This window comes from Guptibacillus hwajinpoensis (assembly GCF_020171785.1).
Classification (GTDB): Bacteria; Bacillota; Bacilli; order Bacillales; family Guptibacillaceae; genus Guptibacillus; species Guptibacillus sedimenti.
This window is the reverse complement of record NZ_JAIVAE010000010.1, coordinates 84,502-98,679: the sequence shown is the minus strand read 5'-3', so window position 1 is coordinate 98,679 and position 14,178 is coordinate 84,502. Positions and strand designations below refer to the sequence as shown.

Sequence of the window (14,178 nt, the reverse complement as noted above, 5' to 3'; positions counted from 1 at the left end):
TCAACCCATTAAATCACTATGGTAACCATTTCCTTAGTAATTTGTTTGTGATTGAAGACGTTTTTCTGTTTTCTTCTGTTTTTGGATCCATTGATAAAAGAATAAAATTCCAATAACAAAGATGCCGAGCATCATGTAAAGATTTGCATATCCTAAAGTGGTTACGATAATTCCAAGTATAAACGATCCGGTTGCAATTCCCGTATCGAAAAAAGTGAAAAACGTGGCAGTGGCGTGTGCACTTCTTGATTCAGGAGCTGCTTGTATGGCTAACGTCTGAAAGCTTGGGACAATTGAGCCATAACCTAACCCGATTAACGCACCAGCAAGAAGTAACATCCATGACTCGGTTGTTAAGCTAAGTGTAACGAGACCGAGCGCAAATAGAACGAATGCAGGCAAGATGACCGTATTCGGTCCTCTTACGTCAAACATTCTGCCAGTGAAAGGTCTTGAGACGAGCATCGCTACAGCAAATACGGCGAAAAAGAATCCTGCAGCTTCAAGAAGACCGATGGATTTCGCATAGAGCGAAATAAATGAAATAACGCTCGCATATGAGAATGCGACGAAGAGTCCAACGATTGCAATAGGAAATGATTTTTTCTCAAAAAGATCATTGAACGTTAATTTATGTGTCGGTGCGGGTTCACTATTTTCAATGACTTTCACCCCGAGTGTACAGAGAACGCCAATCGTCATAACCCCACTAAGGACAAGGAAGATTGTCATATATGAAACATATTGAAGAAGCGTAAGGGCGATAAATGGTCCTGTAACAACTGCTAGATTCATAGACATCGCAAAGTAACCAAGGCCTTCTCCACGTCGTTCACGTGGAATGGTGTCTGCTGCAATACCGCCAGCTGCGGTTGTCACAATACTAAACCAAACCCCATGAAAGAAGCGAAGAAAAAGCAACGCAACATAGTTATCGACTAATGGGTATAAAAAGGAGGCTGCTGCAAAAAAAGCTGCGCTTGTGACAAGCATTTTCTTTTTACCAAACCGATCAATTAATCTACCAGAAAAAGGTCGCACAATAATGGCAGATAACAAGAAGATTGTAATGATAAGACCAGCTTCAGATTCACTCCCACCAATTTCTTCTGTTACGTAAATTGGAAGTAGTGTTAGTAGCGCATAGAAAACGATGAAAATAAATAGATTACTAATGGAGATATTTAAAAAACTTTTGGTCCAAATCGGTTGTTTAGTAGACATGTTGCTCCTCTCCTTTCTTTGCTCCAATTTGTTTTAAAAGATAATAAAAATGAGCTTGCTCTTCAGATGATAATTGCGAGAGGAGCGACTCTTCCAATTTTTGGATGGATTCTTTAATAACAGGTAAGACGTCTTCTGCTTCCTGCGTGAGACGAACAATCCGTTCCCGTTTATCAGAACCTTCTTTTCGTGTAATCCAGTTGCTTTTTTCCATTCGCACGAGTGTGCGAGTGGTTGTCGGTGCTTCAACATTTAAATACTTCCAAATGTCTGTTTGTTTCATTGGTCCAAATTGATCAAGGCAGTACAAAATGGTCCATTGAGAACTATAGAGGTGGTAGTCTTTTAGCAATTCGTTCACTTCTTTTGTGATAAAGCGAACTTGTTGATGTAAGTTGTGAAAAATATCGCTAGTTGAAATCATATTTCCTCCGTGGAATGTTCTTTTTATTTACCTGGGTAAATAATCACATAAGGTACAGTCTAGCGACATTCTTACCTGTTGTAAAGCAAAGGTGCTTAAGAAAAAAATAAAAAAGCCAATAGTGGCTTTTTCTAATCAAGCTCGTTTTTTAAATTTATTAGTGGCTTATCGGCAGGACCTTCAAGCACATCCCCATCAATACTGAAACGAGAACCATGACAAGGGCAATCCCATGTACGGTCATCGTCATTCCACTTTACTTCACAATACAAATGAGTACATGTCGTATCAACTACATGAAGATCTCCTTCAGGACCTTTATAGGCACCGGCTTTCTTCCCATTCACTCGAACAATTGCCGCTTCATCATTACCAAGTTCTGAAATTTCTTTTGTGAACGATAATTTACCTTTAATAAATTCACTAGCCACATTTGCATTTTGCACAAGAAATGTTTTGATGCTTGGGTCTGCATGAAAGCGAGAGGGAGAGAACAGATCAACATATGGATTGTCTTTATCTAACAGATAGTCCCGGAATAGTAAGGCTGCTGCCGTGCCATTCGTCATTCCCCACTTATGAAACCCAGTTGCAATCAGGATGTTTGGCTCGCTTTTTGTGACCGGCCCTATGTACGGAAGTTTATCAAGAGTAAAGAGGTCTTGTGCTGACCATCTATTTACTATTTTAGACAAGCCAAATGTTTCTTCACCAAAAAATTTCAAGGCTTGATAGTGATCTGTCACTTGATGTCCTTGACCTGCCTTGTGACTTTCACCTCCGAACAAAACAATGGTTTCTCCATTCATTTGATAGCTTCTAAGAGAGCGCTTTGGCATATCGGCACTAAGATACATGCCACCTGGATATGCTTGCTTTGTTTTTGCTGCAATGACATAAGATCTTTCTGCATACATTCTAGAGAAATAAAGAGCATTGCCATCATAAAATGGAAAATGTGTACAAGCAATGACTGTTTGGCATGAGATTTTTGCTCCATTCTTTGTCACTACAATAGGATTTAATCCTTTTTCCACATCGACTGCGACGGTTTGTTCGAATATCTGACCCTGCTGCTCTTTAATCTTCTGTACAAGAGGAGAAAGGTAAGCTACAGGATTGAAATGAGCCTGGTTTTTCATTACAATCGCAGCTTTAATTGAGATATCAATTGGGAGGTGATTCTGAAATTCACTGTGAATCCCTAATTTATGGTAAGCGTTCATTTCATTCGTTAGTTTACGGGCGTAATTATCTGTCGTGGTATAAAGGTAGGAATCTTCCTCTGTGAAAGAGCACTGAATGGATAACTCATCTATTGTTTGTCGTATAAACTGAAACGCTTCGTTGTTTGCATCGTAATATTTTCTCGCTTTCTCCTTTCCGAAGTGGTTAAATAATTCGTCGTAAATAAGGTCATGCTGAGCAGTGATTTTCGCTGTCGTATGTCCCGTCGTCCCATTTAAGAGTTGATCTGCTTCAAGAAGAACTACCTTTTTGCCGGCTTTTGAGAGAAGGTAGGCGGTTGTTATACCAGTGATTCCACCACCAACGACCACGACGTCAGTGGAAATGGATTCAGTAAGTGTTGGATTATTTTCATGGCGACTATCGTTTCGCCAGATCGGCTCAGGACTTTCTGGCCATGTGCTGTTAACGTTCAATTCGATTCCCCCTATAAGTTCTTGTTTATCTCCTATTTTTTCCATCAAGAACCTTTTCATTCATTAAAAGGGTGAAAAAGGAACGGGTGCAATCGAATTATTTAAATAAAATATGGAAAATCGACACAATATTTCTTGTAGAGGAACTTTAACTGAATTATGATGAAGATATTTAATAGTTCGACAAAATTTACGTTTTATTTTAAGTAGGGGGCATTATCTTGGAGAAATACAAAAAGAAGTTTGTTTCAAATATGAAAGAAAAGTATGACGACATTAGTTCAAGAAATGCAAGTATGACGGAAAAAGAATTATATAATTTTTTACATACATTCAAAGGTACTGCCGGAACAGTTGGCTATCAGGTGTCGGCTGATAAGGCGGAAGCGTTATTGTCCAAGATGAATCTTGAAAGTGAACGAATAGTATCAAAGGAAGAAACCATTCATCTTCTTGACACGGTCATGGAGGAGATTCTAGAAGCGGCTATAGAAAATAAAGAAAAAGAAGAAGAGTCAACAATACAGAAGATGATCATGTTAATTAACCCAAACCCAATGGTGCTAATTGAGCGAAAAGCTCAGTTGGAACAAGAGGGCTATATTGTTTTTGCAGCGATGGATCTTAAGAAGGCACACACTGCGTTGTATGATATGAATCCCGATTGTATCATTGTAGACTACCAGTTAATTGAAACGGATCAATCAGATATTGCTAATGAAGTGAAAGAAAAAGCCGAGTTACAGTTTATCCCTTTTATTATGACTGACTCAGTAAGTTCTGCTACAAATCGCATTAATGGATATCGTTTTGGATCGGATGATTTTCTGGATCATGAAGTGTCGTTAGAGGAGTATCTTTTGCGAGTGAATGGAAAAATCGCCAAAAGAAAAACTATAGTCCACTCTGTATTAACCGATGAGCTTACGGGAGCTTATAATCGAAAATATCTTGATAGCCAGCTAAATTATATACGCTATGATCTTATGAGAAATAATGAGAAAGCTTCGCTTGCTATTTTTGATATTGATCATTTTAAATCAATTAATGATAGATTTGGCCACTTAATTGGGGATCAGGTCCTAAAGAAACTTTCTCAATATATCATCGATGAAAAAAGACGTACGGATATTTTCATTCGCTACGGTGGTGAAGAATTCGTATTGCTTTTACCCGATACCACAGCCGTGCAAGCTGACCAATTTCTACAAAGGTTGTTAAACGGGTTTCGAACAAAAAACTTTCGGTTTAAGGAAGAAACTTTCTCGGTAACCTTTTCTGGAGGGATTGTGGATATCGACGGCGCTTCTACTAATAAAAAACTATTGGACCAGGCGGATGAAGCACTCTATCGAGCTAAGGCAAATGGTCGAAATCAGATGGTTATCTATGAAAGCAACCTAACAGACATAAAGCCAGTTAAAACGATCCGCATTGCGGTAGTAGACGATGATGAAATTATCCGGACGCTACTTACATCTCAGCTCCAACAGTTTCAACCGGATGAAAACTATGAAATTGAAGTGAAAAGCTATCGTGAAGGCGAAAGTTTCTTCGAAGATAGCTGGCATAAGTTAGGATCTTCCTGCCTTGTCTTACTTGATGGAATTATGCCAAGAATGGATGGCATTGAGGTTTTGCGGAAATTACGTCAGGAAAGTAGTCAAGGCAAATATACCGTAATGATGCTAACAGGACGCAAAGCGGAGAAAGATATTGTTAAAGCTTTGGAGCTTGGTGCCGATGACTATATTACAAAGCCATTTCGTATAGGGGAATTAGAAGCAAGAATTAAAAGGTTGATTCAGAAGATGCTCTAATAGAAAGAATGAGGCGATTGAACGCATGAGTGCTATTTTCATTATTTTTCAGGTGTTTTTAATCCTATTTGTTGTATTAACCGTTCTTTTTCTTTTCTTAATCGGTCAGAAAGTTCGATCGAACCGTTTTGAGAGGAAGAAGAGTAAGTGGAAAAGATATTATCTTGAACAAATTGCCAGCGCTACTCAAGGGAAAGAGAAGTTACGACTACCAGAAAATGATCCTATGATTGAAGCTTTTGAAGAAGTCATTACTCGCTATTATTCACTAATAAAAGGGCAGGCTTCCACTAATCAAATGGAAGCATTAGTGGAACAGACGCTGTATGGTCATTATAAAAAAAGACTACATCATCATCGGTGGAGTATACGTATGAACACGCTACATCGCATTGAAAAATTACGTATGATTTCGCTAGTTGAAGAATGTGTGGATTTATTAGACATCAAACGAACGAGCGAATTAGAAGTGATTCAAGTATTGCGGATTCTTGCAAACTTACAAGATGATCGTCTTTATATGATTCTATTAGATGAAGAAAAGGAATATCCGAACTTTTATTACGTGGATCTATTTCGGCGCCTGGATGATGTTCACTTAGACTACTTTATTGATTCAATCAGTAACTTTCCAGATCGGGTTCAATTTGCTCTTATTGAAGTAATGGGGGAGCTGGGAGAGTATAAATATTTAAGAACAATTGAATCTTTTATTACGTCAAACGACACGGAATTTCGAATTCGTTCACTAAAGTCTCTTGTGAAAGTTGGCTATGTGACAGATGCAATGAAGGTTAAGGCATCACTCCATGCAGAAAGCTGGCAAGAAAGAATGATGTCAGCTAAGTTGTTTAAATTGGTGAGAGACCACCGTTTTCTCGAAGATTTGTTAAACCTTCTATCTGATGAAAGCTGGTGGGTTAGAACCACGGCAGCAGAATCGCTTCTAGCTCAAGAAAACGGTCGAGCGTTGTTGGAAGATGTTGCAGCAACTCATCTTGATCCATTTGCGCGTGATACTGCAAAAGAATGGTTAGTTAGAGGAGGTGTAGATCGTGTCTATCGCTAGTGTGTTTTCTACTATGCTACTTATATTTACTATTTTTGTAGCTGTGTATATGGTTGGAATTATTTTATTTTACCTTATCCTTTTTGTCATCTCTGCTATCCAACTAAGGAAAGAATACAAACTTGATCAGTACGAGCCATACGAAGAATTGTCTCAATCCTCTTTTACAAGACCTGTGTCGATTCTAGTACCTGCTTATAATGAGGAGGCAGGTATTGTACCAAGCGTACGTTCACTTCTTAGCATTAATTATCCTGAATATGAAGTGGTCGTTATTAACGATGGTTCAAAGGATCAAACATTAGAAGCCGTTATTAAGTCCTTTGAAATGGTGAAGGTTGAGAAAGTTATTCGAAAACAAATTAAGTCGAATGAAATTATTAGCGTCTATCAATCAACCATTTATGAAAACTTATATGCTATCGATAAAGTAAATGGAGGGAAGGCTGATGCCCTTAATGCGGGAATAAACATTGCTCATTATCCCTATTTTTGTTCACTAGATGGTGACTCGATTATTGAGCGAGACGCCTTTGCGAAAGTGATGAAGCCAATCATAGACTCGAAAGAAGAAATTGTGGCAGTTGGTGGAAGTGTGCGAATCGCAAATGGTTGTACAATTGAGCGAGGAGAAGTAATGAAGGTTGAACTATCAAAAACACCGCTTGTCGTTATGCAAGTAATCGAATATTTTCGAGCCTTTCTCATGGGGAGAATTGGACTCTCGAGACATAATCTTTTATTAATCATTTCGGGTGCATTTGGCGTCTTTCACAGAGAGAGTGTTGTTAAAGTAAACGGTTATCGTACTGACACGGTCGGTGAAGATATGGATCTTGTCGTTCGACTTCATAAACAAATTAAAGAAGAGAGGTCAGGTAAGAGAATTGTGTATGTTCCGGATCCCGTCTGTTGGACGGAAGCACCAGAATCTTCGAAGATCCTAAGAAGACAACGAAGTCGTTGGCACAGAGGCCTTTACGAAAGTCTCTGGCACAACAAGAAAATGCTATGTAATCCTAAGTATGGTCTTGTTGGTCTCGTTTCAATGCCATACTTTTTAATTGTAGAATTTCTAGGTCCGGTTATTGAATTATTAGGCTATATCATTATGATTATTTCCCCGTTTTTTGGAGGGATTTACACTTCTTTTGCAGTCCTTCTCTTCCTTCTAGCAGTTATTTATGGGTCGCTTTTATCTATGAGTGCTGTCCTGCTAGAAGAATGGAGCTTAAGAAGGTATACAAAAGTACAAGATTTAATTCGACTATATTTCTATTCTTTATCCGAAGCGTTTTGGTTTAGGCCGTTAACTGTATTTTGGAGAGTGGAAGGAATTATTCAACTTATTCGTCGAAACAACAGTTGGGGAGAAATGAGCAGAAAAGGGGTTTCAAAATAAGTGAGTTACATAAAGCGCAAGACGATCATTGGTTTCCTAGTTGGAGTAATAGCACTAGTACTTATTTTGTTGTCTCCTGTTCTGTTTTGGTTTATGAGTAATGAATCCACCAGTGATATTGTCATTATTGATAAAACCATTCCAGATAACACGTATCGTGAACATAAAGGGCTTACATGGATTTTGAATCATAAGAAGTGGATAAAGAATAATGGAACGCCATACAACGCTTCAGAAGATTATCTAGGATTCAGACCGGGGGATGGTGAGGAGTATAGCATTGACTCTTTTCCAGATTCGTTAGTAGGTAAAGACCTGATCTATTTAGCGGACTCCTATGGCGTATACGAAGAAGATTGGTATGGGAAAGCATCCAAAGGTGATCATTCTGAAAACATTTACGGTGGAATGACTCCAGAAGAAGTGAGCTTGATTTCAGAAGCTGTGCAGAAGGGGTCAACCTTTATTGCTGAATTTAATGCATTTGGTAGTCCGACGGAAGAGAAGGCACGGGAGGGTCTTTATTCAACTTTAAACCTTGAGTGGTCAGGGTGGATTGGGCGATATTTCGATGATCTTTCAATCGGTGGTGAAGTTCCGGTGTGGGCTATTGATAACTATGAAAAACAGTATGATGAGAAGTGGGACTTTTCGGATGATGGGCTTGTATTTGTGAACGAAGATAACTCGATCATAGTCATTGAGAAAGAAGACGTTGGAGATCAAACAGTTCAATTTTCATTCAATGAAAAAGGATTGGAATGGATGGAAGATTCTTTAGTGAAAGAGTCGATGTCATATCATTATTGGTTTGACATCGTGGAACCGATTGACGAGGAAGACGTACTAGCAAACTATACAGTAGATGTGAGTCAAGAAGCAGAAAAATCACTTGAAGACGCTGGCATTCCTACATCTTTTCCAGCAGTAATGAAGCACAATCACTCTTATTATTTTGCGGGTGATTACGCCGATTATGATGGTGAGTTGAATTTTCACCAATATAAGTGGTTACCAGCCATTAATCGCTTATTAACAACAGGTGATAACGAAACGCTTGAAGCTTTCTACTGGAAAGTTTATATGCCGATGATGGAAACGATCTTACAAACCCTTAAAGACACTGATACCAAAAGAGAAGAAAGTCATGTGAACATCCCAACTATACAAGGTGTGCAAGTTGCGGGCAAAGTCGGCGAGGATAAAATTCAAGTATTTCAAGATGGGGAGTGGGAAGACCTCATTATTAAAGGCGTCAATATGGGAATCGCAAAACCAGGTTACTTTCCAGGGGAAGCAGCAATCACAAAATCAGAATACAAACGGTGGTTCGATCAAATCTCTGACATGAATGCAAATGCTGTGCGGATTTATACCATTCATCCGCCCGCTTTTTATGAGGCACTCTTAGAACACAATAAAGAAGCAGATAAGCCGCTATATATATTTCAAGGTGTATGGGTAGAGGAAGAACCGTTACTTAAGACTCAAGATGCTTATGCGAAAGAAAATACTCAGCTTCTTGAAAAAGCAACGAAAGATACGGTTGATCTTATTCATGGGAATGCAAGGATTGAAAAGAAGGTGGGTCATGCAGGAGGCAGTTATACGGCAGATGTGTCACCATACGTACTTGGCTGGGTACTTGGAATTGAGTGGGATCCTGAAGTCGTTGTCGCTACAAATGAAAAGCATCGTGACATGAAGCAATATAATGGCAGCTTCCTCACGACAAAGGATGCGAGTCCTTTTGAAATATGGATCGCAAACATGATGGATGATACGGTTCGTTATGAGATGGAAAAATACAACTACCAAAGACCTGTAAGCTTCACAAATTGGGTGACGACTGATTTACTCGATCATCCTGCAGAACCCTCTGAAAAAGAAGATTTGGTTTCCGTTGATCCGAATGTCATTCAATTAAAGGAAGACTATTATGCAGGTCAATTCGCTTCTTATCATATTTATCCTTATTATCCAGACTTCTTAAATTACGAAGAAGAATACGTAAATTATGTTGATGAGAACGGTGAGAAAAACAATTATGCAGGCTACCTTAATGCACTTAGAAAAGTGCATAAGATGCCAGTTGTAGTTGCTGAGTTTGGCGTGCCGGCTTCGAGAGGGATGACGCATCGGAATGTTTACGGCATGAATCAGGGCGGCAACTCTGAGGAGAAGCAAGGAAAGATTGATGCCCAATTGTTTGAAAACATCGTTTCAGAAAATTATGCAGGTGGAATGGTGTTTTCCTGGCAGGATGAATGGTTTAAACGAACATGGAACACAATGGATTTCGATAATGCAGATCGTCGACCATTCTGGTCAAATGATCAAACAAATGAACAGCAGTTTGGATTACTAAGTTTTGATCCTGGTGAAAAGCTGAAAATAAAAGTGGACGGAGATGTAACGGATTGGGAAGGGGAAGAGCCTTTATTTGAATCAACTGTTAAAACTCAAAATCTCCAACGTTTCTTTATGACTAGCGATGAGAAATCTATTTACTTCCGACTAGACTATCAAAACATGTCACCAGAACAAATGGAACAGGATAAGACGATGCTACTGTTTGATACGATTAGTGGACAGGGAAGCAAGAATATCTTTCAAGATCCAGAATTAAAAACTTCGTCTGGAATTGATTTTATACTTAACCTGACTGGAAAAGAAACTTCACGACTTACCGTGCACAGCTATTATGATGCATTCTACTACCAGTATGCTGAAGACCTTGGTCTGATTGAGGAAAAAAACTATGCCAGTAAAAAGGATAACGATGTGTTTCATCCAATACGCTTAGCCTTGAACAAGCAACTAACGATTCCGAGCACAAGAGAAACGTTTCCATTTGATGATTATGAAACAGGCATCCTAACCTATGGTAATGGAAATCCAGAAAGTGAGGATTACAATTCCCTTTCAGATTTTATTGTGAAAGGAAATTCGATCGAAATACGATTACCGTGGGCTCTTTTCAATGTGAAGGATCCAAGTGAAAAAGAAATCATGGGGGACATGTGGAAAGACGGTCTGAGTGCTTCAAAGAAAATAGACCGTTTTAAGGTTGGCTTAGTGATGTACGAAGGAGATGAGGAGGATGCAAGTCTCTCGCTCGCTTCTATAAATGAAACAAGACCGGTTACTAAAAACGGACAGTTGGAAGAATTTTATGAATTTACTTGGGATAAATGGAAAGAACCACATTATCATGAAAGATTAAAACAATCTTACTATATTATGCAGGAAGAGTTTAGCCGATATAAGGAATAGAGGGGAAACCCCTCTATTCTTATTTCAATTAATTGCAAAGGGTGATTTTCGTGGCTCCAAAGTTGTTAGTCGCAGAAGATGAAGAAATTCTACGAATGTTAATCGTTGATACGCTTGAAGACGATGATTATGAAATCGATGAAGCTGAAGATGGCGCAGAAGCATATGACTATATTCAAAGCAAAGCGTATGACCTCGTTTTACTTGATTATATGATGCCAGAAATGACCGGTCTTGAAGTGATTAAAAAGGTTCGAGAGCAAGGGAATCACGATGTTAAAATAATGATGCTTACTGCAAAAGCGCAAAAAAAAGATGAAGAGATTGCAAGAGAGGCAGGAGCGGATTACTTTATATCTAAACCGTTTAGTCCAGTGGAACTCGCAAACGTAGTAGGGGACATTTTAGGTGAATAGACAATGGAGAAGTAGTTTATCACGACAATTTGTATGGTTTATGAGTGGGTTTTTGTTTTTGATTTTAATTGCGGCAGCTGGGTTGGGGCTTTATAGTCAGTCAATTGAAGCAAAGTATGAGGAGAAAGTAGTCGACCTTCGACAAAAACAACAGTATGCAGTTGAACTGGAAGATAGTTTGAATGATATGTTTTTTGAGGCTCGAGGGTATTTAGGCTTTCGTGTAGATGACCCTTTTTTAAGTAATTACATTGTTCAGAAAAACATGATCGTAGATAAGATCAAACAACTGAAACCAGAGTTAGAAAGTAGAGAAGAAAAAGCATATATTACACACCTTCAAGGGGAATTGGTTAATTATTATAACCTTTTTGAAGCAGCGCAAATACAGGTAGCTTCAGATAATACAGAAGGGTTGCAAAAGCTTTCTAAAGATCGTGGCGGGAGTAACTTAGTCTATGATTTAAGAGATCAAACGCGAGACCTTGTTTCTGAAGTTGAGAACGAAATCTATACAACTGAGCAAGATTTGGTTGATCGCTTATCGAATTTACAGATGCTTTTCGTCTCATTTGTTATTTTTCTTCTATTAATTGCAACGATACTTGCTGGTATTATGGCTAGGCGCATAGGTAAACCACTTCAGGAGTTGGCGTTAGCTTCTAGCCAAGTATCTTCAGGAGAAAATGTGGAAATGCCGCATGTGAGAAGATCAGATGAACTAGGGGAGCTTGCACGATCGTTTAATTTAATGGTTAAAAATATACAACAAAATGAGAGGGCACTCATTACTTCGAACGATGCACTAGTCGAGCAGAGTGAAGAACTTAAAGGGAGTAAATTCACGCTTGAACAAAATGTAAAAGCGATGAATGTACAAAAAAAAGTGTTAGAGCATCGCAATGAATTAAATCGATCGCTTGCGTCTACCTTAACGAAAAGCGAACTATTGCAAAGTATCATTACGAATATGATTCATATCCTTAACTCTGATAAGGGTATTATCGTTATGCTAAATCAAGGGAAAGACTATGCATCGCTTGGCGTTAGTCAAGAGAAAGTACACGAATGGATTGATCATTTATTAGACGGACCTGGCGTTAAAGCAATCGAGCAAAAGAAATTTCATATTGTTCAAAGACAGGCTTCAATTGGGGAAGCAGGTTATCATGGAGTAGAAGAAATTTCAAATGATATTTACATTCCAGTTCTTTCAGATAACGAACCAGTCGCTTTACTTTGTATTACGAGAATAGGAGGGGAATTTACGACTGATGAAGTAACGGAACTATCCGATTTGTCGCGTCAAATTTCGCTCGCTCTCGATAAGCTTCGATTATATGAAACGACTGAGAATGAACGACAAATCAATAGAGAGATCTTGAATACGATTCGTGAAGGGATTCAGCTCGTCGACAGAGAAGGAACAACTCGTGCTGTGAATGATCAAATGTGTACCATGTTGGATGCGTGCTTTCCTGATGGTGCAAATGAAAAGCCGTTTACTGAATGGAGTTCTAAGTTCTTTAAGCAAGTCGATATAAATGATCGAGATGAAGTGAGTTCATACGTTCATGATGTTATTGCTGGGGTTAAACCGAAACAGAGTGAACTTATCTATCAAACGAATACAGAACCTTCCCTCTTTATCCAAATGTACTACGAGCACCTATATACTGACGGTAAATTTATTGGATCTATTTTTGTCCATCGTGATATTACTCGTGAACATGAAGTAGATGAAATGAAAAACGAATTTGTGAGTACCGTTAGCCATGAATTACGCACCCCCCTTTCTAGTGTTCTTGGTTTTACAGAGCTTATGCTTTCAAAAGAGTTAAAACCTGAGAAGCAGAAGAAATATTTAAATACAATCTATAAAGAAGCAAAGCGTTTAACATCTCTAATCAATGATTTTCTTGATATTCAGCGGATGGAAGCTGGGAAGCAAAACTATGATAAAACGCGAATTAATCTTAAAGAGATGATAGAAGAAGTACTCGATAATTACCGCGATCATTCCAAGCTCCATTCTTTTACTATTGAAGATTTGGCGGAGAAACATGAGATTATTGGTGATGGGGATAAAATTAAACAGGTGTTCAATAACTTTGTCAGCAATGCAGTCAAATATTCTCCTGAAGGTGGCACGGTATTAACAAGATTTAGAGTAGAGAATGATCAGCTTTATTTAGATATTCGAGATGAAGGGCTTGGAATTCCGCAGGATGCTCTATCCAAACTATTTACAAAGTTCTTTCGTGTTGATAATTCAGACCGACGCCAAATTGGTGGAACGGGACTAGGACTTGCCATATCAAAGGAGATCATGACTGCTCATAATGGCGACGTTCTGGTAACATCAGAATTGGGAAAAGGGAGTACGTTTACTCTTGTTTTCCCACTAGGAATTGAAAAGCAGTCGGTAGACTCTAAATCTGGAGAACTTCAAGATTCTGGCGTTTTGATTGTAGAGGATGATGAGAGTCTCGCTCTTTTATTGATGGAGGAAATTACCGGAAACGGGTTTGCTGTCCATCATTGTAGAAGTGGTGAAGAAGCGATTGAGCTCCTTGAGCAAATGACACCTGAGGGAATCGTCCTTGATATAATGTTAGATGGTCGTATGAGTGGCTGGGACGTGTTGAAAACAGTAAAAGAAACAGAGCGGACAAAAAATATACCGATCTTTGTTTCAACCGTGAGTGAAGAGAAGCAGCGTGGATTTGAACTAGGGGCAAAAGACTACCTTATTAAACCTTATCCTCCCAAAAACTTGACGAAATCGTTGATTAAATCTCTTGTGAACAAGAATAACAATGGAAAAATATTAGTACCTGATTATTCGATTGAAGATAAAGAAGAAGGCTTATCCGATTAAAC

General features: G+C 38.7%; 9 protein-coding genes. 6 read left to right on the top strand and 3 right to left on the bottom strand.

Annotated elements, in window-relative coordinates; genetic code table 11:
• Positions 1-33: 33 nt before the first annotated feature.
• The 3 genes from LCL91_RS15450 to LCL91_RS15440 form a co-directional block, all read right to left on the bottom strand.
• A complete protein-coding gene (locus LCL91_RS15450; protein WP_224883630.1) occupies positions 34-1,224 on the bottom strand; it encodes an MFS transporter in 1,191 nt (396 codons plus the stop codon).
• Positions 1,214-1,648, bottom strand: coding sequence for a MarR family winged helix-turn-helix transcriptional regulator (locus tag LCL91_RS15445; protein WP_224883628.1), 435 nt, complete (start codon positions 1,646-1,648; stop codon positions 1,214-1,216). Before LCL91_RS15445 ends, LCL91_RS15450 begins: the two co-directional genes overlap by 11 nt.
• A 131-nt stretch (positions 1,649-1,779) precedes the next feature.
• Positions 1,780-3,357: an FAD-dependent oxidoreductase gene (locus LCL91_RS15440; protein WP_425589690.1), complete on the bottom strand. Its 1,578-nt coding sequence runs from the start codon at positions 3,355-3,357 to the stop codon at positions 1,780-1,782.
• Between the two features lie 176 nt (positions 3,358-3,533).
• Between LCL91_RS15440 and LCL91_RS15435 the strand changes: the two genes are divergently transcribed.
• Genes LCL91_RS15435 through LCL91_RS15410 form a run of 6 tightly spaced genes read left to right on the top strand, consistent with a single transcriptional unit; the run spans position 3,534 to position 14,176 of the window.
• A complete protein-coding gene (locus LCL91_RS15435) occupies positions 3,534-5,132 on the top strand; it encodes a diguanylate cyclase (RefSeq protein ID WP_224883626.1) in 1,599 nt (532 codons plus the stop codon).
• A 25-nt stretch (positions 5,133-5,157) separates the two neighbouring features.
• On the top strand, positions 5,158-6,201 hold the full coding sequence (locus tag LCL91_RS15430; RefSeq protein ID WP_224883625.1) for a HEAT repeat domain-containing protein: 1,044 nt from the start codon (positions 5,158-5,160) through the stop codon (positions 6,199-6,201).
• A gap of 13 nt (positions 6,202-6,214) precedes the next feature.
• Complete coding sequence (locus LCL91_RS15425; protein ID WP_224883797.1) at positions 6,215-7,603, top strand: glycosyltransferase family 2 protein; 1,389 nt, start codon at positions 6,215-6,217, stop codon at positions 7,601-7,603.
• Positions 7,604-10,879 (top strand): hypothetical protein, encoded by a 3,276-nt coding sequence (locus tag LCL91_RS15420; RefSeq protein ID WP_369522963.1) that lies wholly within the window; start codon positions 7,604-7,606, stop codon positions 10,877-10,879.
• A gap of 50 nt (positions 10,880-10,929) precedes the next feature.
• Positions 10,930-11,295, top strand: coding sequence for a response regulator transcription factor (locus LCL91_RS15415; RefSeq protein ID WP_224883624.1), 366 nt, complete (start codon positions 10,930-10,932; stop codon positions 11,293-11,295).
• Positions 11,288-14,176, top strand: coding sequence for an ATP-binding protein (locus LCL91_RS15410; RefSeq protein ID WP_224883623.1), 2,889 nt, complete (start codon positions 11,288-11,290; stop codon positions 14,174-14,176). Before LCL91_RS15415 ends, LCL91_RS15410 begins: the two co-directional genes overlap by 8 nt.
• Positions 14,177-14,178 lie beyond the last annotated feature (2 nt).